Raw genomic sequence first — 24,831 nt, forward strand, 5'->3', positions numbered from 1 at the left:
TGCTGATCGTCTTAAATGACCGTATAGGATATCTTGCTGTGTCTTTGTCATAAAATAACCTGCTGTAGCTTAAGTTTTACTGCCAGCTGATGATAAGTATTTTTAGCAGCTAATATGTGCCCTATAGACAATGCTGAGTTTCTTCTCCACGCTTCTTGCCCTATCATTTCATGACCAAAAATCGCTAGGACCACTGCTTCATCTAACCCATATTCATGTAAAAACCTTTGCCCAACATGTCGTGTCCAGTCTATTTTAAAGCGAAATTTCTCACCCAATTCTTGACTAACAATAGCTGGCCGCAAGGGATGAAAGCTCCCTTTTTTATCTATAAAATTTAATAGTGGGCGCTCAGAAGCCAGAATTTTATCAACTTCAATACTGAAGTTAGGATCTAAGCGTCCATAACGCTTAGCAAAGCTTCCCAGGTAACGTAAGAAGTTTTGAATGCCTTCTGTTAAAAATGAGCAAATAGGTACCCTTCGCTGACTATTACCAGTTACCCTTTCCTCTTTGTCAGAAATCCAAGCGATACCTGTTTGCAGGTTTATTTGGTTTAGATAACCTGGTGCGCCCTCTACGGCTCTAATAGACGTTAGTAAAAGGGACACATGCCATAACCATAAATTATAAAAATTGAATTTTTCTCTATAATTTGTGGTGGTTACTACCTTTTGATACAGATAGTTAATGAATAAACTGACTATCGGATAGTCAGGGCTGTTTTGACTGCCAATAGCATCATCGCTGAGTGCTATTTTGGATAAATATTCAACGACGCTGGACTTCTCTTTGTGACAGCGGTCTGTAAGAATTTCAATCGCATTGTGATAGACCTCTTTCACTTTCTTAATATCGTGCGAGCTATACCAAGTATCAGCTCTTTTTCTGCTGTTACGTGAGGTAATGATGGTAGCTAGTTGAGTACTACCAACTTCATAAATGATAATGGTGTACAGCGACTTTTCAATTCTACCCAAACTAATAACTGGCAGCTGTAAAGTTGCTCGTAAATCTGCAATGACCTCATTAATCAATACTGAATCCGGATAACCTTTATAGGTTAAAAAGACGCCCAATGCCTCAGGTATTGGTAGCTTGAACTGCGTCAATCGGTTAGCAATAACTGACTCTATTCCTGTCGTTCTAATGCGTAGCGGCGTGATATCTAAATTAATGATAAATTCGTACTTTGCTTTACGCGCACTAATATCAATGATTTCTTTATAATTATTATTAATATCATTAGCCAATCTAGCGACTGAATGACCCGTGTATAGAGAAAGCAGCAAATAAGCTATAGCTCGTTTTTTGTCCCTATCAGCTTCACTGTCATTATAGTCATCGAACCACTGCCACAATTTAAATGCTATATTTTGAATAGCTGTTAGTGGTAACTGACGTATATTGCTACTCACAAACCGCTCATTCTTATTTGCATGCGCAAATTTCGCCCGCGTTCTTCGATAAATCTGGTTTGTTGAGAATTTCTCGATCTCTTTTAGAGTTTTTTGCTCGATATAATTGAAATCAGGAATTGGGTTATCTAATCGCTCACGATTAATATCATTACCATTCTTTGTTTTCTCAAAACTTGTGACTGATACTAGCTCATCTGTATCATCATCCACATCCATTTGCGTCACATACTCAGTTTTTGGCTCATCAACTTTGCTCTGTTTAGTCTGTTTTCTGCCTAAAGAAGTGCGCGTTATGCTATCCCTATTGTTGAATGCAAAATCGATGGTTCTATAAATTTTGATAAATGACTTGAGAGTAAGAGCATTATTGCTTTCTAGTTTGACTCGATAACCTTCAAACCTTTCATAAGTAGTCTTTAACGTATCAGCTTGTAATGTTGTATAGCAATTCTGCCAAATACCGTGATTGCTACTTGCTTGATTCATCCATTTTCTAGCTTCAACCGTGGTCTCACCAATACGTCTAGGTAAGTCATTTTGAGCAAAATAGATTAGTAAATGGCTCAATTTAGCGACCCACAACCATTCTTTACTGGGGTTACTAGCATTAAGTTCTGGTAAGTGATAAGTACTAGCAATAAAAGCTCGCGTCAGATTTTCGGGCTTAGTTAGCTTGCCCTTGTAGGAGTTATATATTTTTTTTAAACATACTGAAGTCAAAAACTCTAATTGTTCAACCTCAATGGTGATGTTCATAAAGTCATTTGAGACTAAGTTGGCGACAGTTAAAAAGAAGTTACTAATGTCATCGGTATAAACATCATCAGTGGGTGGTATTAACTTTTCCACATTACTTACTATCAGCATAGCGCACCTCATCAATTAACTCAGAGAACGAGGGTATTTCACTAGTACACTGACTACGCATACGTCTCACTTGATAATCATAATGATGACGCTTTAAGTTTTTTTCATTTAACACGTACTGAATAGTCAGTGCCCTCCCTAGTAAAGTACGTTGTATTGAGATGGGCATATTGTTTTTTATAGCTTCGAAAATTCTAGGATTGATAGGGTTCAAATTTCTCAACTCTTCTATCAAGTAAGACCAAGCACGTCTTTCTATTTCAGCATTAAATAGATTAACTCGTTTAATAGAAACCTTATTAGAATAAGTCAGCATACTAACTTCTCTAAACCCATCAAAAAACCAATACTGGTCATTGATATCAACAACTTCAAGAAACAATGTTTTGTTTGAAGAAAACTCACTAAACTCAGTCTCGATTAATTCGCAAAATATTTGATAAGGTTTAATAGCGCATTCATGCACTACTAACTTATCAGTTACTTTATTATTTTTAGCCATAATCGTTAATCCATATGTCAAACGCATATACAGTACAAAACCAATTATCGTCGATAGGGCAGGCACGCTATAACATTTTGGTTGGTGTCATATTACCATATGATAGCAGTGTCCATAAATATATCTATTTCATTATTATTCATAAAATTCATAAATATTTATATGCATAAAAAAACCCGAAACCCTTTAAAATAAAAGGTTTCAGGTTTATAAAACTTAATGTTACTTTGGTCGGTGTCCTTGCCAAGGTTGGGGTTTCCCGCTCCAAATATGGCTTGAAAAAGCACTAAAATCCTCACTCCTTAAATAGGAAGTGAGGATTTTTTTTGTCTAATTTTCAGGGGCTACAGCGTTTTTATGTCTTATTGCCCAATCAAACTATAATGAAAAAGCACCTATTGTTTATAGAGGTAGAAGACGACTACCCCTTCATATAGTCAGCCATTCAAGCCCTAACGTCTAAGATTGTATACATGCCTGAGAACCCGCAATCGAAGGATACAAGGTACACAGATCAATGCACTCCTACCTTCATACAGAAAAGCAATGAATGTATCGATTTTCTGAAAACACCTCCGGCATGGCTATAGTCTATTTCGCTCTGCTAATGATAGGAGAGCTATTATTTGATAACTCTACATTGGTAAAAGCAACCCACGTAGGGGGTTTGCTACATGCTGCTTATCAATTTGGTGTCACCCGCCAAATGGTATTAGAAAGATCATCGGCAACGATGAGTGCCCCTTTTGGATCCACTGTCACGCCTACTGGTCGACCAAAGGTCTTACCATTTTCGCCCTGAAATCCAGTGACAAAGTTAACTGGGTCCCCAGCTGGTTTCCCGTTGCTGAAAGGGACAAACACTACGTCGTAGCCCGCTGGGTCTGAGCGGTTCCAGCTGCCATGCTCACCGATGAATGCGCCTTCGCTGAACTTGCTGCCCATGGTTGTCGTTGAGAACGCTATACCTAAAGGAGCTTTGTGCGACCCAAGGCTGTAGTCTGGAGCAATCGCGGCGGCTACCATATCAGGTTGCTCTGGCTTGACCCGCGGATCGACATTTTGTCCCCAATAGCTGTAGGGCCAACCATAAAACTTACCCTCTTGAACTGAGGTCAAGTAATCAGGTACCAGTCGTGGACCGAGCTCATCACGTTCGTTGATCACGGCCCATAACTGGCTAGTGCCAGGCAAGATAGCTAACGCCGTTGGATTGCGCAGACCGGTTGCATAAGGTCGGTGAGCACCGCTTTTGGCATCGATCTCCCAGACCATGGCGCGATCCGCCTCTACATCCAGTCCGTTTTCAGTAATATTGCTGTTGGAACCAATGCCCACGTACAGGAATTGCCCATCCGGACTGGCCGTCATCGCCTTGGTCCAGTGATGATTGACCATGCTAGGCAGGTCGGTGAGTTTGCGTGGCGGTCCACTAGCGGTGGTCTGTCCGGGCTGATAATCGAATTGCACTACCGCATCTTGATTGGCAACGTACAGTTGGTCTTCGATTAGTGCAAGACCATAAGGCGCATTCAGATTCTCAGCGAATACAGTACGTGTCTCGTAAGTGCCGTCGTCATTACTGTCGCGCAAAAGAGTCAGACGGTTACCTCCTTTGACGGATGTAGTACCTTTAGCCTTGAAATAAGTAGCAATAATGTCTTTAGGACGTAGCTTGGGTGCACCACCGCCCTTGCCCTCAGCAATCAGTATGTCGCCATTGGGTAAGACTAGCGTCTGCCGTGGAATCTGAAGGTCAGTGGCAATAGCTGTGATTTCATAACCTGACGGCACTATAGGGCGGTTATCTCCCCAACCTGCTGGCTCAGCGATTTTCAAAGTGGGTAATAGGCCCCGTTGAGATTCGGGCAAGGTTGGATTGGCACCTAACTGTTCTGCATCGTTTACATTATTTTCGCCACATGCGCTTAAGAGAGCAGCGACTAAAAAAGATATCGATAAGATATTGAGTGATTTCATCTTGTACCTCCAATGCGCCAGCTTGTGAGGCCAATCCAGGTTGCAATGCAGGCCAGAATGACAGTGATAACAGATAGAATAAGCCCAGTCGGCATACTGGCCCAGACATCCTTTGCATGGATAAATGAGTTGAGGATACCTAGTACAAAGGTGACCAGTAGCAACAGAAAATAAGCCATTGGTGTACCCATGCGCTTATCAGCGCGAACTAGAGATAAAATTGAGCCTAGCATGGCCAAACCATTAAATACCAGCGCACCTATAAGCATCCAAGAAGCGAAGTTCTTCCATTGAAGCTCGTAGCTGGACCAATAGGCGTAATCGTTAAGTAAGACCCCGATAAACAGAGGCACCATTCCGGCCAAAAAAAACGCATGCAGCGGGTGCAGCGCGGTGCCGGAGTGTCGGGCAACAGCACTAGTCATGGCAGTTTCCTTGTTGATAGTAAATGAGGATTCGATCGACCGTACTGATTGTACTGGCCCGAACTACGCGTGATAGAATTTAAATTACATGAAATGAAAGCATGGCTTGAAACATACCAAAGCCAAGAGAGTTCTTCAATCTTTTTTTGGTTATTTAATGAACATAAGCTGGTTATTATTTCTTAAATGAGCATTAGCTACAGTCTTTTTTGAAACACAGAACCTGAAGTCCACAATTAGCGTACTCTATCGACAACCTCCAAATACTAACTTCACAATTAGGGGGTTATTTATAAACATAAGTAAACTTTACTGTTGCCTCTAAACTTCATAGCTAAAATATTCCAAGTTAATATTTAATAAATTGACAGCAGGGGTCAGGTTGTAATAGCATGAGGTATTCCCTTTATTAATCTTGCCTATCAACTAGTAACATCATTCAGGAGCAATCTCATGCAGTGGACCAAACCAGCTTTTCAAGACATCCGTATCGGTTTTGAAGTTACTATGTATTTCGAAGCCCGTTAAAATTTACTAAACTTACATCCATCAAAAAACCCTAGATCACTAGGGCTTTTTAATGGATGTACTGATTTATTTTTACTTATGTTTTAGATTCTTTTACTGATATTCTTTTTCCGACCCAGAATTGCAATTGCCATAACTATCACGATATTCGGCTAGGAAGCATACAGGAAAAGACCTGCACCCAATCTTCAATAGCTATATCATAAAATCATATAGATTGGATTTCATTCAATCTATATGTTGACATTAGTCAGCAAATATTCAGATCTAAGTCGTTACCGCTAGCACGTCAATTGGAAAATACTGACATCATCAATGTGGTTCTGATAGACAGTCAGCTTGACCATGTGACGGGGCTATTAACCCTGTGTGAAGGTTGTTCGATTCTTGTTCAGCACACTAACATGGTCTATCAAAATCTAACGACAAGAGTCCCTTTCTTAATATGTTGAAGCACTGGAATGACGGTTTGCAAAGCCTATTAGCCAAGTATGTCAATTACCTCAGCCAAAAATTCAATCGATAGCTCTATAAAGCACGCTAATTAATTTAGAATTTCTTTACAAAGATGAAGCTATATCACGCTTTTTGTACTTGATATGATAAATTAGCCCTTTGTTTTATGAGCTCTATTCATTTGGCTTCTCGTATTTTTTGATTTAATTGATGACAAGTCGTAATTAATATTAGAAGAATACATAGTACTATTAGAGTTGACTATCACTACAGTGCATTCTAATCAACGACATAGGTTGCGCAATATTTATGTCGTTAGTATCATGTGGTTTAAAAGTGGCTCAATTATAACTAGGAAAATATTATGGCAAAATTAGAATCAAACATCGAGTTAGAAGCTGCAGCATTTCGTCGTTTACTGACTCATTTAGACGAGCGCAAAGATGTACAAAATATTGAGCTAATGAACCTTGCCGACTTTTGTCGTAATTGCTTATCTAAATGGTATAAAGCGGCTGGTGAAGAGCGTGGTATTGAAATCGAATACGAGGATGCGCGCGAGCTTGTTTATGGGATGCCTTATGCTGAGTGGAAAGAGAAATATCAACAGAAAGCAACGCCAGAGCAGTTAGCGCGTTTTAACGAGATTGAAGCTGCTAAGAATAAAGCGAATCAAAACTGACAGTGATGGCTCAGATAAAATAAGCCATCTCTAGAGAGTGATATCAGAAAATCCAACATTGCCGCTAGATTAGCGGCTTTCGATAGATTTGAGTATGCTACTAAACCCTATGGTTCCTTGTTTCTGCATTTGACGGTCGAATAGGCGTCCGACTAATGGCAATGGTACAATCAATCGACCCTCAGATACCCAAGTCACGTGTGTGGTGCCATCGCCCAAGTCTTTTAAATCAATGATGCCTTTATCATGCTGCATTTTTATAGGTTTAGATTTTTCGATTTGGTATTGCATATGAGTAGGACGCTCAAATGCTGTAATCCGCTCCCAGAACTTAACGGGTCCCGTTTGAATGCTACGTAAAGCCCCAACGCCATTGCGCTCTTCGTTACCTTCAGCTACTAATTTAGCCACTCCCACCGCTTTAAATGAGCCATAACTGGCATGGTCACTCAGTGCTTCAAATACCTCATCAATCGGTTTTTTGACAATGCGCTCTACTTTTATTTTAAACATAATATGATCTCATTAAGATTAAAGTTATTTAGCTTACTGCCATTTTAGAAATAAATATAGCCGTCACATTGTGAAAAACTATTACCGTGAAGAGCCTCTCCCTTTTGAAGGACGCCTGCCATTGGTAGTAGGTTTACCATTGCCTCCAGACTTACCATTACCCCCTGACGGCTTACCACGACCAGTAGGACGTCCATCCCTACCTTTAGAACCTGCTGGTTTTCTAGCATCATCCTTGGCGTATTTGTTGCGCCCCTTTGCTGCCCCTGCCGATTTCGTAGATGGTTTTGACTTTGATGAAGTATCAGCACGAGGTTTTTTTCGTGGCGTATTGCGAGATTTCTTGTTTGAGTGATTGTCTTGCGAAGAGGAATCTTCTACAGATTTAAGCAACACGGACAGCTCTTTTGGGGTTAAGTCTCGCCAGTCACCAACGGGAAGACCCTTAAGACTTACATTCATAATCCGCGTACGTTCAAGCTTGACGACTTCGTAGCCAAAGTGCTCACACATACGGCGAATTTGACGGTTTAAACCTTGAACGAGCGTTATGTTAAAGACATTAGGCGCTACTTTAGTCACTGGGCATTTTTTGGTCATCTTACCAAGCATCGGCACACCGCCCGCTAAACCTTCGATAACACTATCCGTTAACGGCTTGTTTACTGTAACTAGATACTCTTTCTCATGATTATTGCCAGCACGTAATACCTTATTGACCAAATCACCATTGTTAGTCAAAAAGATCAAACCTTGGGAATCTTTGTCTAAACGACCGATTGGAAAAATACGTAAACTATGTCGCACAAAATCGACAATATTATTTTTCTCAGAGCTTTCTGTAGTACTCACAATGCCTACTGGCTTATTCAACGCAATAAAAATAAAATCATCAGGCTCTCTTGGCTCAATAAGCTGCCCGTTGACTTTTACCGCATCTCCAGCAACCACTTGATCACCGACCGATGCACGTTTGCCATTGATATATACATTACCTTGTTCAATGAAGCGGTCAGCGTCTCGCCTAGAGCAAATACCACTTTCGCTGATGTATTTATTTAAACGAGTCGAGGAAGCGTTGAACATAAAGCACCGTTTTACCTGATAAGAAGCATTTTTTACTAAGAAAAAAGCCTAAATTGAATGGATCAACAATAACGAAATAGCTCACATTATATATGAAATCGACTAACTCTTTGATGAGAGATGGGTAAAAACCTAGAAAGGTATAAAGTCATGTAACTTTGGATGATGTCGAAATAACTTATTTATGAGGTTAATAATTTAAAAAGCCTCACCATTCATCATACAAGCAGTGGGGCTTTTTTCTAGTTTTTTATTTTCAAATCTGTTCTTTTGCTCACTACTCACTACTCACTACTCACTACTCACTACTCACTACTCACTACTCACTACTCACTACTCACTACTCACTACTCAGCATCATCTAACAGTTTATTAAGCTTGTCTACCATTGGGTCGTCAATGATACTGCCTTCTACATAGCTGATTATCTCATCTACAGTCGTCAGATCCATTTCACGAATACCTAAACTGGCTAGTTGCGCATTAATCGATTCTAAGCTGTCATTATCTTCAGTATCATCTAATAAATCCTCTTCAAATCTACCTCTGACAAACCAGTACATTTTTTCTAGTACAGTTTCTTTTTTGGTCAAAGTAGAATAACCATCGCCATAAATGAACAGGTTGAAATGATAAGGTATTTCTACATCATTGATAAAAAATGTACGTTGGCACTCTAATGTATAGGCTTGAATCTCTTCACTCTCAGCGCTTTCATCACTTTTGTTGTCTTCATCATATTCAATCGCCTCTTCTATCAACTCACCTAATATCTGATAGTCGCCGACTTTTATTTTATGATTATAAATGATAGCAGAGTCTGCAATTGCATCGAAAATAATGGCACTGACGTCTAAGGTATGGTTATCGATATCATAGAATGCTTTCAACGCTGGCAAAAACTCTGTCAGCTCTTCTTCAGGCACTTGAATGAGAAACTGCTGCTCGTATATTTTAATCATATCTTCAGGAGCATAAGTATTAGCAGTATTGGTCTCGTTTCTACCTGTTGGCTGCAAAGGTAAAAAATTATACGGGTTATGTTTGGTCATTCAGAACTGCCTTTTTGCTTAAGTTAAATTTATTAAATGTCTGTGTTGCTCAATCTCTAAGAGCCTTTGAATGCGCTACTATTTTTTAATACCGTAAGGCTTTAGGATTTATGGGCGTATTGTCTCTTATTCAGACAATTTTAGATAGACAGTTATAAATATACAAGTTCAATCATTCTAGTTTAGACAGGCAGTCAGAATAATACAGACTAATTATTAATTCACTTGCTGCCACCCTGACGTCGCATGATGTTCATCTTGATGTGCAAATAAAGGGTGAGCTCTAGCTTCATGTAGACTCAACACAGGGGTCACACAGACATCCGTTACTGAAAATACAAGTTGCCAATACTCAAGCGTTTGACTGGCAAATTTTTCCGCGATTGTGTTGGTCGCGGCTTCACTCTCGGGTCTATTGGGCATGATACCAAGTTGCCAGTGTATTTCTTTAAGCGACGGCAGCTCCAATACCTCACATAGACCTTGCCAAAATTTCAGCTCCAAGGAACCAACCGCCATATGACGCTGATCAGCGGTTTGGTACAATCGATAGCATGGTAATGCACCGCCTAAAAAATCATGCTGCGGCAGTAGAGTGTCGTTTAAGCCATCTCCTGAAAGGCTATTAATCAGTTTGCCTGTGACCTTTGGCATGACCATATGATTGTACAAACTGTGCGTCATACTAATAGCAATGTGTCGTCCCCTGCCCGTACGCTGGGCGGCAAATACAGCAGCCAACAATGCTATCACGGCTGTGTCACTACCACCTGCCAAATCCGCAAACTGGATATTGGGCATAGCCTGCTCACCCTGCGCTGTTCTTAGCTGATCTAGTACACCGCTCATAGCCATAAAATTGATATCATGACCTGCCTTATTGGCCCAGTCATGATTCACTTGAGAGCCATTTTTTGAGTCAGCATCTTCTAAGTAAATACCTTCTTTTACGTAATTGCCTTCTTTTACGTAATTGCCTTCTTTTACGTAATTGCCTTCTTTTACGTAATTGCCTGCTACACCATAGCCAGTGATTGACACTATTACTAGCTTTGGATTGATGGCATGCAAGGTCTTAGCATCTAGCCCCATTTCCGCCAAGACACCTGGGCGAAAGCTATCTAGCATCACATCAGCTTCTTTGAGATGTGCTTTTATAGCTTCAATGGCTTTGGGATCATGAAAGTCATATTTTTCGGTCGTCTTACCGTGGTTTAGAGCTACGAATAACTCACCAAATACCCGAGCAGGATCACCTTGTTTGGGTTCGATTTTAAGAACGTCCGCGCCCAAATCTGCTAGCAAACGCGTAGCAAAAGGCCCCGGCAAGTTACGAGTTAGATCGATCACTCGTAACCCTTGTAGACAGTCTCCCATTTGATCATGATTTGATACATGCATGTCAGTCATCGGAGAAGGCCTCGCCTTTGGCTGCCATATCTAACAAGATTTGAGCTGGCTCAAAACGTTCGCCGTATTTTGCCGCGAGCTCACGACTACGTTTGATGAACTCGTCCAAACCAATTGCATTGATAAACTGTAGCGTACCGCCATGCTGCGGTGCAAACCCCCAGCCAAAGATAGACCCTATATTGGTGTCGGCAACTGAGCGCACAACATTTTCCTCATAGCATTTAGCAGATTCATTGGCTTGAATAAACATCAAACGGTCAACCAAATCTTGCTGCGAGGGTTGCTCTGATTTTGGCGGATATAAATTTACCAGCTCAGGCCATAGATGCTTATCACCCTCTATTGGATAGTCATAGAATCCTTTGCCATTTTTCTTACCTTCGCGCCCATGCTCATTAACCAGCGTTTTTAGTATGTCATAAGAAGGCCGCACTACGATTGGCTTACCTTCGACTGCCATATCAAGCTGCTGCTGTTCGCTGACATGCAATGCGAGGCTCAACGACACTTCATCTTGCAATGCTAGCGGCGGCATCGGCATACCTGTTTTTAGTCCGGCGACTTCGATGCTACGCGGATGCACACCCTCTCCTAGCATCGCAATACCCTCTGAAACATAGGTGCCAAATACCCGCGAAGTATAAAAGCCATGACTATCATTGACGACGATAGGCGTTTTACCTATTTGTACAACATAGTCGAAAGCTTTGGCCAATGTTGCATCGTCGGTTTGCTCGCCCATGATAATCTCAACGAGCGGCATCTTGTTTACTGGCGAGAAAAAATGCAGACCGATAAACTGGTTTGGTCGCGTGCTGGCTTTTGCCAATCCTGTAATTGGTAGTGTTGAGGTGTTAGATGCATAGACGGCCGTGTTTGTAATCACTGCTTCACTTTGCTGGGTACACTTTGCTTTGATTTCTCGGTTTTCAAACACCGCTTCGATAATAAGATCGCAATCTGCCAAATCATCGTAAGAAACTGTTGGCGTAATGCGTTCTAGGAGGGCTTGTTTTTTCTCTTCGGTAGTACGCTTTCGGCTAATGGCTTTATCTAAAATATTCGTAGAATACGCTTTGCCTTTTTCAGCATTGACAATCTCTGTGTCCAATAGCACGACGTCTACCCCTGCTTTGGCAGTGACATAAGCAATACCAGCGCCCATCATGCCAGCGCCCAAAATACCGACTTTCTTGGTGGTTGTGCGTTCAAAGCCTTGAGGGCGAGACTGACCTTTTTTGATGCTATTCAGCTGAGTCCATAACGTGTTAATCATGTTCTTTGATTCAGTGGACAGTACGCAAGCTGCAAAATAACGCGACTCGATCTCAAGCCCTGTATCGATATCTACTAGGCATCCTTCAAACACACAAGACATAATATGGGTGATCGCAGGATAGTTACCATGTGATTTCTGATTAGCCATGGCTGGGGCGATAGAGAATATAGGAACTACCTTTGGATGCTTGCTATCGCCGCCAGGAATTTTAAAGCCTTTCTTATCCCATGGCTGCTGAGCGCTTGGATTATTTTGAATCCAGTCTTTAGCTTGCTTCAGCATATCTGCTTGATCAGTGGCTATTGCATCAATAAGTCCGATGTCTTTTGCCGCTGCTGGGCGTAATTCTTTACCTTGAGTCATCAGCTCCAGTGCCATTTGAATACCGACCAATCGAGGTAAGCGCTGAGTACCACCGCCGCCAGGTAGCAAGCCCAGTTTCACCTCAGGCAAACCAAGCTTGGTCTTGGGCGTGTCAATGGTAATACGATAATGACAGGCAAGTGCAAGCTCCAAACCGCCGCCTAATGCGGTTCCTGTCATAGCAGCGACGACAGGTTTACCTGACATTTCAAGCTTGCGCAAACTACCTTTCAATTCTTCAGTAACTGCAAATGCTTGCTCGGCTGTCTTTATCTGGTTCAATTGATCGATATCTGCGCCAACCACGAAGGTTTCTTTAGCCGATGTGAGAATCAAGCCTGTAGCTGAATCATCATTGATGAAACTATCAACTATCGTGGCGAACGACTCCGTAAAGCCATCACCGATGACATTCATTTTTCGTTTGCTTTGGTCAATCGTGACGGTGACGATACCATCGTCATCACGCTGAGCAGAGAAGTTTTCTAGTGCATTAATGGCTGTTACGCTAACTGCTGTCTGGTTATTTGTTATCATTTTTATCCCTTAAATGATTCTTTGTATATTGCATTTTAGTCTAATTGGTTTTCAGTCTATTTTAGAGAAAAGTTAAACACGCTCGATAATAGTGGCAATTCCCATACCACCGCCCACACATAGCGTAATCATAGCGGTCTGTAAGTCGCGGCGTTCTAACTCATCAAGGACAGTCGTCATTAGCATCGCGCCCGTTGCTCCAAGCGGATGACCCATGGATATCGCACCACCATTGACATTGACAATATCAAGCGAGATTCCAAAATCATCAGCGGTATTCATCGGGACAGCAGCGAATGCTTCATTAATTTCCCAAAGGTCTATATCAGAGGCTTGCATGCCCGCTTTATCAAGGGCTTTTTGGCAAGCTGGCGTTGGACCTGTCAGCATAATGGCAGGCTCTGAGCCAATGACTGAGGCCATTGTGATCTTGGCGCGTGGTTTTAACCCTGCTTTTTGACCAGCCGCCGCGCTACCGACCAAACAGATAGCAGCGCCATCAACAATGCCTGAAGAGTTACCTGCATGATGCACATGGTTGACGGTTTCAATCGTGGTATATCTGTCTAAGATAACGCTATCAAAGCCCATTTTTCCCGGCATAATAAAGGAAGGTTTTAGCCCAGCTAAGGTCTCGACATTGGTATTAGGACGGATGGTTTCGTCTTTATCCAATAGCATCATGCCATTGATATCGGTGACAGGGACAACAGACTTATCGTAATAGCCCTTCTCCCAAGCCTGCGCAGCGCGGCGATGCGACTCGGTGGCAAAGGCATCGACATCACTACGACTAAAGCCTTTGAGCGTTGCGATGGTATCTGCACCCACTCCTTGTGGCACAAAATGCGTCGCTTCATTGACACGCGGATCCATGTACCAAGCACCGCCATCAGAGCCCATCGGTACGCGGCTCATAGACTCAACGCCGCCTGCCACCACCATGTCTTCCATACCTGACATGACTTTGGCCGCAGCTAAATTAATAGACTCTAGACCCGAGGCACAAAAACGAGATAAGGTAAGACCTGCCACACTTTGTGCCCAGCCAGCATCGATAGCAGCAATACGGGCAATATCAGAGCCTTGCTCACCCACTGGCGTCACGCAGCCAAGCACTACATCATCGACCAAACTGGTATCCAAGTTTTGTCGCTGTTGCATCTCTTTTAGTAAGGTGCGTGTCAGCCAAATCGGTGATGCCTGATACAACGAACCGTCCTTTTTGCCTTTGCCACGTGGCGTGCGGATCGCATCATAAATATAAGCAGTCTCAGTCATAAAAAATCCTTTTTTTATTTTTAAATAAACAATAATTATCGTAGTCTTATAATATAAGCGTCTACATAAAGCGTGAAGCCAGCTCTTTCATAATTTCATTGGTACCGCCATAGATTTTTTGTACGCGCGCATCGGCATATAAACGTGCGATAGGATACTCTGTCATATAACCATATCCACCAAACAGCTGCACGCATTCGTCGATGACTTCGCACTGTTTTTCAGTGACCCAGTATTTGATTAATGAGGCATGCGGTACCGATAGTTTACCCTCAAGCATCGCATCTACTGCCGCATCACACATGGTACTGGCAGCAAGATAATCAGCATAGCATTCAGCCATCTTAAAGCGGGTATTTTGAAACTTCCAAATAGGTTTACCAAAGGCTTCGCGCCCTTTTACGTAATCTAAGGTTAAATTGATCGCCAGCTTCATCGAGCCAACCCCAGATAGCGCAATGATTAAACGCTCACGCGGCAACTCCTGCATCATTTGGATAAAACCCATACCTTCTACCGTACCCAACAAGTTCTTTTGCGGCACACGTACATTGCTAAAGAACAACTCTGAAGTATCTTGCGACGTCAAACCAATCTTATCTAGGTTACGTCCACGCTCAAACCCTTCTACTTTATCCGTTTCTACGATGATAAGTGAGACGCCTTGTGCGCCTTTTTCACGGTCTGTTTTGCATGCTAATAGGATAAGATTAGCGTGCTGACCATTGGTGATAAAAGTCTTAGAACCATTGATAATGTAGTCATCACCATCTTTTACCGCATAGGTTTTGATGTTTTGTAGGTCGGAGCCAGTACCAGGCTCCGTCATGGCGATAGCGCCGATATATTCGCCCGTTGCCATTTTGGGTAGCCACGCTTGTTTTTGTTCTTCAGTACCGTGGTCTAAAATATAAGGCGCGACAATGCCTGAATGCACCATACCGCCAAATCCCGATTGATTGGCCTCAGTCTGTGCGTAGATGAGCGCCGCTTCGTGACCGAAATCGCCGCCGCCGCCGCCATATTCAGCTGGTATCGCTGCACACAAGAACCCCATCTCGCCCGCCTCTTCCCACGCAGCGCGATCAATCATGCCATTCTTGCGCCACTGCTCATCTTTAGGATCCCAAGATTGAAACATTTTTAAGGCGCTGTCGTGCACCATCTGATGCTCTTCGGTCATCCAGTTTGGGGTGAACTTTTCGATACTCATGATGTCTATCCTTGACAAGGTGGAGTGAATAACAACTATATAGTCAAGTCTATATAAATCCGCTACATCGTCATCCTCGCTAAGCATACTAATGTATAACTTGCACTCGGTTTCCTTGTATCGAAATTATATTGAACTGACTATATCTAAGCCATTTTGTAAATTATGGTAATTTATATTACCATTATATATATACGATAAATTCTTTGTATTTATTAATATATGAGTCTTATACTAGGCTACGAAAAACCACTTCGCAATCAATTAAATAAAAATGGTAATCTACATTACTTATTAATTTGATCACGTTAAACTATCGAGCAAATTATTTAACTGGTAGGACGTATCAAATAGCCAATACTTTAAGAAGCGATAAATATGGAAACCTTTAATCAGTCAGATAGCCTCACGCAAACTCGATCTCTAGCGCCCCTATCCGATATGCGGCCCGCAACTTTGGATAAAATTGAACAGGCCGTTCGTAAAGTCTTTGCAGGATTTGACGCTAATGAGGTGACGATGGCGCAGATTGCAAAGTCTGCCAACGTCTCTTTGCAAACGCTCTACAAGTATTTCGGAGACAAGCAAACGCTGTTTTATACCATTATGGATATTGTGCTAGGCAGATTAGCCGCTCGAATTATGGATCATCTGCAAGGGATTGATAGCGTACAAGATCGTCTACGTAAGACGTTGTGGGTCTGCTTTGATTTTGTAGACTCGCATCCAGATGCGGTGATGGTGCTGTCTTCTGTCTCGGCCTCGCGTATACGTAATATCGCGATCTATGAAAACAAAGAGCTAATTGGCGCGTTTTTGGCCGTATTAGAAGATGGGCAAAATCGTGGGGTGCTCAATGACACTGTTCCTTTGCACATACTCTTCGATGTGTTTATGGGTTTCATCAGTCGACTTGGCTTAATGCATACCATTCGCCAAACAGAAACACCGTTGAATGCAGAGTTTGACGCGCTATTTGTGATTTTATGGCGCGCCATCTCTAAACCTGAAGTTTAAAATGAGTTTTATAAAACTGATATTTAGCAGTGTTTGACTCTTACAAGAAAACATAACGTAAAAAACCAAAAAGCCCCACGATACAGTGAGGCATTTTATATTTTTTTCGGTCAATGTGATTATTCAATCAATGTAATTAACAGCTCGTGCTGCTTATACGCTCAAAACTTTTTAGATACTGCTAGATTTTGGTAATCCATACTCTGCATGGTCGACCACATGGTTGTTTTGTTCAATAGTCAGTCGATAGCCTTTGATGATACCGTCGTATGGCAAACTGCCCTCATACTGCTGATAATGCTCGCAGATGCTGTCTTGAATCACTGATTTACGGGCAGCATCGTCTAGTTTGGCAAAACCACTAGGCAAGTGTACTTGCGCAAAACGTGAAGCCGCACCACGAGACATCCAGTTATCAGCACTCGCAAATGTAAAATCCACTTCCGCTCGTAAGCTATATCTGGGTAGCGTATTAGAGTAATTTGCTAAATCATATTTAATCTGCGCAATATCTTCTGCGAATGGCTGATACGGTATCTCAAGTACGGCAAACAGTTTTGCCAAAAATTCATCAGCGGTAAAGTGTTTGTCCATATAGCTACCATCAAGCCCAAGGAATTTGCTCGACAGTACATGGCGCAGGCGGTCATAGGCAGGTATGGTATGTTTAAGAGGATAGCCCATTTGCTTGACGATATCTTGCGGGCGCAGCTCAAGCGACTCTATTTGATTGATAATATATTGCGCTAGAGAATGGCGTGGGTGATAACGACGGGTATATTTAGATGGGTTAGCAATGTGGCTCATGATATTGAACACCTTAGACTCCTGTTACTCCGACGAAAAAGTATGATATACGCCCAAATAGGCAAAAAATCAGGCACAAATGAGGTTGTCGGAGTACAGGCTCATGCGCTTTACCAGAGTTGTTTTATATCGTGCTGGAAGTTGCAAGGTTTGTCACGCCGCCATGAGACTATTGTCATGGTCGGCGATAACAAAACTGTTAAACCCACGATAGATCGTTCAACGATGATAGCACATCAGATGACAAAAAATAAATACCGATATTTGTGACCGTTTGTGAATAATTATTTTTCACGTTGAGCACTCAATCTTAGACATTCCGATGCACCATTTATTCATGTGCTAACACGAGGTTCAACATCGAAATATTAAGGTTGCAGTATTAAAAATTAACGCTTAACGCTTAACGATTGACATCAACAACTATTCGACCACGAACCTTGCCATCCAACAACTCGCTGGCTGTCGGAATGACTTCGCTTAGGCCAATCTCTCTGGTGATTGCATCCAATTGCGTTATATCCAAACTTGTGCTCAAGCGCTGCCATGCTTCTACACGCTCATCATAAGGTCGTGTCACGCTATTGATACCAAGCAAACTGACACCGCGCAAAATAAAAGGCGCAACAGTAGCAGGGAAATCCATGCCTTGAGCCAGTCCACAAGTAGCGACTAAACCATCTTCATACGTGCTAGCACAAACGTTGGCCAATGTATGACTACCAACAGAATCAATTGCGGCAGCCCATTTCTCCTTACCAAGTGCGCGTCCCGGACTACTCAATTCAGCACGGTCTATGATCGTCGTTGCACCAAGGCTCTTTAAGTATTCGGCTTCTTCCAGACGTCCCGTAGAGGCGGTGACAGAGTAGCCTTGGTTTGCTAGAAGTGCGATAGCAAAACTGCCAACGCCGCCATTAGCACCCGTAACCAATACTTCGCCACTCTCTGGTGTGAGTCCATGACGCTCTAATGCGATTAAGCAAAGCATTGCGGTATATCCTGCTGTGCCAATTGCCATCGCCTGACGTTCAGTCATCGATTCAGGGAGCGGGATCAGCCAATCACCGTTTAATCGCGCCTTTTGTGATAGACCGCCCCAATACTTCTCACCCACACTCCATCCATTCAACAACACTTTGTCGCCAGCTTTGTAGCGAGGATGGCTACTTGTTTCGACAGTGCCCGCTAAATCTATACCTGGAACCATTGGAAATTGACGTACCACAGGACTACGGCCAGTAATGGCTAATCCATCTTTGTAGTTGAGCGTGCTATATGCCACACGAACCGTGACATCACCTTCAGGCAATTGCGTGTCCTGTATCTCAGTCAGACTAGACTGATAAACATCGTCATTTTTTTCAATTAATATTGCTTTAAACATAGTAGCTCCTATTTAGACCAATCGTCTATAATAAGTAAAAAACAATTTAGACCGGTCGTCTAAAAATATAGATAAAAAAAATTACTTCTGTATCCCTGCTGCAAAACCTCGGAAAAAAGTATCTAATGGACTGACATCTTGCGTCAACTTAGCACGCAAAACCGCACCTTCCCAACCAATCCAAAAGAAAGCAGCCAGCTCATCACAATCACTATTCGAAGGTATTTGTCCTTGTTGTACTGCCAGACGCAAGCAAACCGCTAAACGCTCCTGCCAATCAAGCAATATGTTTTCTAACTCACAACGAAAACTGTCAGGCAACACGATAATCTCTTGACCCAAGTTGCCTACCAAACAGCCGCGTCGAAATTCGTGCTTGATCATTCCCGACTTAGCATCTTCAACGAAGTCACTAATACGCTGCATAGCAGACACTTGCTCATTCAGAAAACAATAATCTAGCTTGCGAGCGAAATACAACGCGTACTGCCGTAATACTTCCTGTCCAAACGCTTCTTTGTTTTTGAAGTAATTGTAGAAGGAACCTTTAGGCACATTAATACGTTTGAGTATGGCATCGATACCAGTGGTCGCAAAACCTTGCTCTGTCAGCATCTCCATCCCAGATCTCAAAAGAGCTTCACGGGTATCCGTAAACTCTCGTTCAACATTGGGTGGACGCCCTCGACGGGCTTTTGGCTTAGTAATCATCATTCATAGATATTATGACCGATCGTCTTTAATGTCAATCAATTATTTTTAGCGGTTTATTTATCCATTGGCTGCTCTAGTTTTTTGACTGTCCTTACTATTAATCCTCACCATGATACGTTGCCTCATCCATCCAAACGATGGGATCTTCGCACAGATGAGTTACGTGATACCAGATATCACTGCTACGGGCGATACGATGATGACCGCCTGCAAAATAATCAACTTCCCAGCTGTCAGGCAAATTTACCAAGGTTCGTCTAGCAACCGCTACGTCTAAGCTTTCATCATCGACTTCAACCATAACCCGCACCATCTCGGTATTGGTCGTTGGAAAGGACAGCTTCATATCAGCCACGTCAGGGATACGGTCCGCCAATACCTCACTTGGGTAGATACAAGGTGCAATCAATAGCGCGCGCAAGTTGTATTTACGAGCAAAATGATTGGCAAACCAACCACCAAGCGAATGCCCTGCCAATACCACTCGCGGGTACTGTGCGATTTTCTCGCGAATCAATGCATCGTAAATCTCAAATATTTCTGCAAAATTCTCTCGATAACTGACCGTTTCACAGTATTTAGGCTCACGCGTGATACAGGTATATTTACTGGTCTCATTGCTTGAATCGAGACCATGAAAAAACAATAAAAACGTCTCATTGTTTTCGATAGGAAACATCATAAGGCTCTCCTTTTTTAATTATTACTTAGGTTTATTCTTGATAATTTGTTTTATAAATCAAACTGGTTTTTGACTAGCCATCTGCGCTTGGTACAAGCTTAAAAGCTCCTCACAAGCCTGCATTGAGATATTTTTTGTAAAACCTTCGTTAAACCAAAAGTCATAAACCGCTTGGACAACGGCTTTTACCGCTTTCGCGTTTTCTGGCTTTTGTGCTGTTAGTTTCATCGCAATGTCTTGTGCTTGTATATCCGACTCACTATAGGGCGCGCTCCAGCCCACGCCATAACGATAAAGCACATCATTGATCGCCAATATGAATATGGCATTTGATATGCCAAATGACCCGATAAGCCTGTCAAGCATTGCACAGCGCTCTTCATAAATACTAACCTCTATCGGCATATCAGCTTGATCAAACAAACAGTCACAACCCACCATGTGCGAGGGCTTACTAAAATCATCCCATAGCAATGGATAGTTTCCGCGAATCCCGCCCTTTTCCACTACATTAAATTGCCAAATCGCATAATGAGTATCTGGCCCCTTATAGGGCACATGTACGAACCACTGCATCATCGCATCACTGTCATACATGATATGAGTACTACCAATCCGCACGCCTTGCTTAGGCAGTACATCCTGATATACGCTATTTATGTCATCACTATAGAACGTCACTTTACGTAAGTTTTCATCACTGGTATCGCCCAACTTTGCTCGTGCTTCAGTTATGTTTCGATAGGGTTTAAAGGGTGCTACCCATCTAATCGTCCCATCAGTATTATTCACGAAATAAATATCATCTTCATAACTGTCTACAGAAACCGTTTCGAGGTAAAACAATGGCTGTTTTCTTACTCGGCCTTTCTCATCATTTGCTAGTGCCGTTATACCAGATAGCTTTGAACCACCCGACCATTGCATATTGTCTAACCGTTTTTGTTCAAACTGATACGTTAATGTGGTCATCGTTATATCCTTATTATTTTGATTTTGGTTGTTTAGCTGCAGTTTTTCGTTGTTGTTATATTCTGAATGCTGATTTCAAGCCAGCCGAGCCTATTCGCCATTGTTTAAATGACGTCATTATCTATAAAGTTAAGTAAATTAATCGACTTGGTAAGGTAGTAGTTTTTAATTCTGACAGACTTTTTAGCCACAGTTTTTCGCTGTTACATTGCTTATATTTTTGCAATGTTAACGAGCTTTTTTCTGCTAAGTTTTTCGTTTATTAATAAATATAATTTTTTAGGTTTGTACAGGCACAAAAGTTTAGGATTAAACGTAAATAACACTACTAGAAAGACTTCGCTAAGATAGCGTTTAAAAACTCAGTTAAGAAGTGAAGCATTGCGCCCCGAGGGTTAACTGTTTTTTATCTCATGTCATTTTGCCTGACTTAATAACTATAGTATAAGCTCACATAAAAATAAAGCTGTTTAAAAACCTTCTACGACAACTGGTGTCGCTTCTTTTTAAATGAATTGTAGTTTAGTCATTAGCAAGTATCCCAACGCATTAAATATGATTAACGATAGTTTCATATTATTCAAGTATCCTCAATAAACGTCCAATTAACAATCCTTATCAAAAAACACCTTTCACGATTGGATTGGGCTTGTTATCTTGCCCCGCAAACCTTGTATTCTAATTAAGCTTACCCCATTTTGACCTATCACACGTAGTATCTGCATTTGTATTGGATTTTATGACACATAACCTTGAGGCCAGCTCAAACGCTCGCCGAACTCAGTATTTTCAAGTATTTTTGATGGGCGTTAGTGCCTTTATTATGAACACCACAGAATTTGTCCCTGTGGCGCTGTTGAGCGACATTGCTCAAGACTTTTCTATTACGACGGCAGAGACTGGCTGGATGCTGACACTCTATGCTTGGATTGTCGCAGCGATGTCATTGCCACTAATGCTATTGACCAGTCGATTTGAGCGCAAACGTTTACTCTTGGGGCTTTTTGCCGTATTTATTGCCAGTCATGTGCTATCCGTATTTGCGTGGAGCTTCGACGTGCTGCTCATTAGCCGAGTTGGGATTGCGTTATCGCATGCGATATTTTGGTCGATCACAGCCGCCATCGCGATACGTGTCGCACCTGAAGGCAAAAAAGCCATGGCGCTTAGCGTACTGGCGACTGGTACCTCGTTAGCAATGGTACTGGGTGTGCCACTAGGACGCTTAGTTGGGCAGTGGTTTGGCTGGCGGGCTACATTTGGCGGTATTGGCGTCATCGCCTTAATTGTATTTATTCTACAAGCGAGACTCTTACCAACGCTACCTAGTATGTTTGAAGGATCTTTTAGAAAGATTCCAGAACTCCTCAAAAACCCTTTATTGGTTTGTCTATACCTGCTTATTTTATTAGTCTTTACAGCGCACTATACGGCTTATTCTTATATAGAACCATTTATGCGCCAAGTTGGCAATATCAGTGAAAACGCTGCGACTTTTGTACTGTTACTATTCGGTGCAGCAGGAATTGTAGGTAGTGTTATTTTCAGTCGTTGGGGTGATCGGTTCAATACCAGATTGATGCTGATATCGACCATACTCATGCTTGTGTCTATGCTTGCGCTGTTGCTAGCAGTGACCTCTGTATGGGCGCTCAGCTTTATCGCCTTGCTTTGGGGTGCGGCGCTCATGCTACTGATTATCTCCATGCAGGCTAAAGTCATCATGGTCGATGTCAATGCGCAAGACATGCTGATGTCGATGTTTTCAGGTATTATTAATTTGGGAATTGGTACGGGTGCACTATTCGGTGGTTATGCCGTGACGCATATCTCACTATCTAGCGTAGGATACACAGGTGCGGCTATCGCAGTTGTGGCGTTACTCTTGATGCTGTTTATGATTAAACGCTTTCCTGGGTTGAGTAAACGACTTGGCTAGCTAATAAGTCGATATTAAAAGATAGCAGTCAGAAAATAATAAGCAAAATGCCAACCATATAAATGGGCTGGCATTTTTTGTTATTTGTGAATACAACACTCTAGCCTATGAATCATAACGAGGATTGCCTATATATCCATTGAACGATCGTTCAGGTGCAGTTATACTAATTTCATTGGACATAAGTATGCTTAAGGCTATAAGTGTACTCAATAAAGGACTGATAGAGATTAAGCACAAAAGGATGAGAGTGAAATGGAGACTATTCAACACAAGGAAGTCATTACCTACGATCTAAATTTAGTGACGATATATATTGCGAATCTTCAACTTGTTGGAGATTCGTGATGTCTGATCGAATGACTCAACAAGACAATCCAGATCAAGGAGATCAAGATAACACTGCGCCCCTTAGGTTGGGTAAATTGCATTATGCTTGGATCATTGCCGCGACAGGCTCTGTGGCGATGTTCTGTGGACTTGGGTTAGGACGATTCGCATTTGGCATGTTACTGCCATCCATGTCATCCTCTTTAGGATTAAATTATACTCAAAGCGGAATCTTGGGATTCACCAACCTGATAGGATATCTGGTTGCAGTGCTTCTAAGCCCTTTTATCCTACCTCGATTGGGTACTCGAACGACTGCGACGGCAAGCCTCCTCCTCATTGCTGTCTCTATGTTCGGTATGGCTTTTACCACCAGTTTTCCAATACTTTGCGCACTCTATGTACTGACAGGTATCGGTAGCGGCGGCGTGGTCTTACCAATGATGAGCGTCATGTCGCATTGGTTTTTTCCTTCGCACCGCGGGCTTGCTCTAGGACTGGTCATGGCTGGGCCTGGATTTGGCATCATTTTATCGGGATTTGTCGTACCCAAACTCTTACCTATCTCTACTCTATTGTCTTGGCAGACAGGTTGGCTAATTTTCGCCTTGATTAATATTGCGGTAGCTTGGCTTACCTTTACTTTGATTCGCAACCATCCAGACGATGTCAGTCAAAACCCTTTTGGGCGCGCACCTACTTTGCCTGTTAAAAATAAGAAAAAACTAGAACGTAGCAATATTAAGCTGCTCGTACATTTAGGTGTCATCTTTGCTATTTATGGCGCTACTTATATGGTTTACGTTACCTTCATCGTGACCAGTATGGTTGGCTCGTATCAACTGAGTGAAGCGACTGCTGGTGGTGTTTGGGCATGGATTGGACTGCTTAGCATGTTCTCAGGCATGTTGTTTGGCTGGATTTCTGACCATATTGGCAGACGCCTTGGTCTGGCGCTGGCTTTTTTCTTCCTTGCCATCGCTTATCTGTTGGTCGGACTGACTGATTGGAGTTTGGGACTGTATTTGTCCATTATCTTGTTTGGTTTAGTGGTGTGGAGTGTGCCTGTCATTATGGCTGCCTCGGCGGGCGACTATTTCGGTCCTGCAGCGGCGGCAAGTGCACTTGCAGCACTGACTTTCGCCTTTTCAGGTGGACAGGCTCTCGGGCCAGTGGCAGCAGGCTATCTTGCAGAAGCCACTGGAGACTTTAGTATCAGTTATATGATATCTGGTATCGCCGCTTTTGTAGCGCTTGGACTTGCCTTATTATTGCGTCCACAAAAGCACACTTAATTTCAGTTTCCATAGTATTGATACTGCTAGCTATACTTTGCTATTGCTAGCAGTGACATCTGCATACGCATTTGGCCTGATTACCTTATT

At 42.3% G+C, this 24,831-nt stretch carries 22 protein-coding genes; 6 read left to right on the forward strand and 16 right to left on the reverse strand.

Going from position 1 to position 24,831, the window contains the following annotated elements; genetic code table 11:
* Positions 1-47: 47 nt before the first annotated feature.
* From ACIGBM_RS06470 to ACIGBM_RS06485, 4 genes are all read right to left on the reverse strand, one after another.
* Positions 48-2,270 (reverse strand): hypothetical protein, encoded by a 2,223-nt coding sequence (locus tag ACIGBM_RS06470; protein ID WP_397477171.1) that lies wholly within the window; start codon positions 2,268-2,270, stop codon positions 48-50.
* 1 nt (position 2,271) lies between these two features.
* Positions 2,272-2,790, reverse strand: coding sequence for a hypothetical protein (locus tag ACIGBM_RS06475; protein WP_397477172.1), 519 nt, complete (start codon positions 2,788-2,790; stop codon positions 2,272-2,274).
* Positions 2,791-3,474: 684 nt separating this feature from the next.
* Entirely contained in the window at positions 3,475-4,770 is a 1,296-nt protein-coding gene (locus tag ACIGBM_RS06480) for a PQQ-dependent sugar dehydrogenase (RefSeq protein ID WP_397477173.1), read from the reverse strand.
* On the reverse strand, positions 4,767-5,195 hold the full coding sequence (locus ACIGBM_RS06485) for a DUF2231 domain-containing protein (RefSeq protein ID WP_191113809.1): 429 nt from the start codon (positions 5,193-5,195) through the stop codon (positions 4,767-4,769). The genes ACIGBM_RS06480 and ACIGBM_RS06485 overlap by 4 nt, the downstream gene beginning before the upstream one ends.
* Positions 5,196-5,648: 453 nt before the next feature.
* Between ACIGBM_RS06485 and pqqA the strand changes: the two genes are divergently transcribed.
* From pqqA to ACIGBM_RS06500, 3 genes are all read left to right on the forward strand, one after another.
* Positions 5,649-5,723 (forward strand): pyrroloquinoline quinone precursor peptide PqqA, encoded by a 75-nt coding sequence (gene pqqA / locus ACIGBM_RS06490; RefSeq protein ID WP_082894360.1) that lies wholly within the window; start codon positions 5,649-5,651, stop codon positions 5,721-5,723.
* Between the two features lie 221 nt (positions 5,724-5,944).
* A complete protein-coding gene (locus tag ACIGBM_RS06495; RefSeq protein ID WP_397477356.1) occupies positions 5,945-6,175 on the forward strand; it encodes a hypothetical protein in 231 nt (76 codons plus the stop codon).
* A gap of 368 nt (positions 6,176-6,543) precedes the next feature.
* Positions 6,544-6,861: a DUF1244 domain-containing protein gene (locus ACIGBM_RS06500; RefSeq protein ID WP_397477174.1), complete on the forward strand. Its 318-nt coding sequence runs from the start codon at positions 6,544-6,546 to the stop codon at positions 6,859-6,861.
* Positions 6,862-6,930: 69 nt separating this feature from the next.
* On the opposite strand, the gene ACIGBM_RS06505 is transcribed toward ACIGBM_RS06500, so the two are convergent.
* From ACIGBM_RS06505 to ACIGBM_RS06535, 7 genes are all read right to left on the reverse strand, one after another.
* The gene (locus ACIGBM_RS06505) at positions 6,931-7,374 is read right to left on the reverse strand and encodes an SRPBCC family protein (protein ID WP_191113811.1); all 444 of its coding nucleotides are present in this window, start codon (positions 7,372-7,374) and stop codon (positions 6,931-6,933) included.
* Between the two features lie 81 nt (positions 7,375-7,455).
* A complete protein-coding gene (gene rluF, locus ACIGBM_RS06510; protein WP_397477175.1) occupies positions 7,456-8,460 on the reverse strand; it encodes a 23S rRNA pseudouridine(2604) synthase RluF in 1,005 nt (334 codons plus the stop codon).
* A gap of 347 nt (positions 8,461-8,807) precedes the next feature.
* Positions 8,808-9,512: a hypothetical protein gene (locus ACIGBM_RS06515; RefSeq protein ID WP_397477176.1), complete on the reverse strand. Its 705-nt coding sequence runs from the start codon at positions 9,510-9,512 to the stop codon at positions 8,808-8,810.
* 216 nt (positions 9,513-9,728) lie between these two features.
* Positions 9,729-10,922, reverse strand: coding sequence for a CaiB/BaiF CoA transferase family protein (locus tag ACIGBM_RS06520; RefSeq protein WP_397477177.1), 1,194 nt, complete (start codon positions 10,920-10,922; stop codon positions 9,729-9,731).
* Positions 10,915-13,104, reverse strand: coding sequence for a 3-hydroxyacyl-CoA dehydrogenase NAD-binding domain-containing protein (locus tag ACIGBM_RS06525; protein WP_397477178.1), 2,190 nt, complete (start codon positions 13,102-13,104; stop codon positions 10,915-10,917). The genes ACIGBM_RS06520 and ACIGBM_RS06525 overlap by 8 nt, the downstream gene beginning before the upstream one ends.
* A 72-nt stretch (positions 13,105-13,176) precedes the next feature.
* Positions 13,177-14,385, reverse strand: a complete 1,209-nt coding sequence (locus tag ACIGBM_RS06530; protein ID WP_397477179.1) for an acetyl-CoA C-acetyltransferase — start codon at positions 14,383-14,385, stop codon at positions 13,177-13,179.
* A gap of 61 nt (positions 14,386-14,446) precedes the next feature.
* Positions 14,447-15,598, reverse strand: a complete 1,152-nt coding sequence (locus ACIGBM_RS06535) for an acyl-CoA dehydrogenase family protein (protein WP_397477180.1) — start codon at positions 15,596-15,598, stop codon at positions 14,447-14,449.
* A 378-nt stretch (positions 15,599-15,976) separates the two neighbouring features.
* Here ACIGBM_RS06535 and ACIGBM_RS06540 point away from each other — a divergent pair, with 378 nt between their 5' ends.
* Entirely contained in the window at positions 15,977-16,615 is a 639-nt protein-coding gene (locus ACIGBM_RS06540) for a TetR/AcrR family transcriptional regulator (protein ID WP_397477181.1), read from the forward strand.
* Between the two features lie 171 nt (positions 16,616-16,786).
* Here ACIGBM_RS06540 and ACIGBM_RS06545 read toward each other — a convergent pair whose 3' ends face one another.
* The 5 genes from ACIGBM_RS06545 to ACIGBM_RS06565 all read right to left on the reverse strand — a co-directional run bounded on the left by ACIGBM_RS06545 (position 16,787) and on the right by ACIGBM_RS06565 (position 21,177).
* Entirely contained in the window at positions 16,787-17,422 is a 636-nt protein-coding gene (locus tag ACIGBM_RS06545) for a hypothetical protein (protein WP_397477182.1), read from the reverse strand.
* Between the two features lie 403 nt (positions 17,423-17,825).
* Complete coding sequence (locus ACIGBM_RS06550; protein WP_397477183.1) at positions 17,826-18,809, reverse strand: MDR family oxidoreductase; 984 nt, start codon at positions 18,807-18,809, stop codon at positions 17,826-17,828.
* Positions 18,810-18,890: 81 nt separating this feature from the next.
* Positions 18,891-19,523, reverse strand: a complete 633-nt coding sequence (locus ACIGBM_RS06555; protein ID WP_397477184.1) for a TetR/AcrR family transcriptional regulator — start codon at positions 19,521-19,523, stop codon at positions 18,891-18,893.
* A 97-nt stretch (positions 19,524-19,620) separates the two neighbouring features.
* Positions 19,621-20,205: an alpha/beta hydrolase gene (locus ACIGBM_RS06560; RefSeq protein WP_397477185.1), complete on the reverse strand. Its 585-nt coding sequence runs from the start codon at positions 20,203-20,205 to the stop codon at positions 19,621-19,623.
* A 57-nt stretch (positions 20,206-20,262) separates the two neighbouring features.
* A complete protein-coding gene (locus tag ACIGBM_RS06565) occupies positions 20,263-21,177 on the reverse strand; it encodes a hypothetical protein (RefSeq protein ID WP_397477186.1) in 915 nt (304 codons plus the stop codon).
* A 739-nt stretch (positions 21,178-21,916) separates the two neighbouring features.
* Here ACIGBM_RS06565 and ACIGBM_RS06570 point away from each other — a divergent pair.
* Both ACIGBM_RS06570 and ACIGBM_RS06575 read left to right on the forward strand, forming a co-directional pair.
* A complete protein-coding gene (locus ACIGBM_RS06570) occupies positions 21,917-23,116 on the forward strand; it encodes a sugar transporter (RefSeq protein WP_397477187.1) in 1,200 nt (399 codons plus the stop codon).
* A 347-nt stretch (positions 23,117-23,463) separates the two neighbouring features.
* Positions 23,464-24,741, forward strand: coding sequence for an MFS transporter (locus ACIGBM_RS06575; RefSeq protein WP_397477188.1), 1,278 nt, complete (start codon positions 23,464-23,466; stop codon positions 24,739-24,741).
* The last annotated feature ends 90 nt before the right edge of the window (positions 24,742-24,831 follow it).

Origin of the sequence: Psychrobacter sp. NPDC077938 (genome assembly GCF_044542635.1) — a bacterium.
Classification (GTDB): domain Bacteria; phylum Pseudomonadota; class Gammaproteobacteria; order Pseudomonadales; family Moraxellaceae; genus Psychrobacter.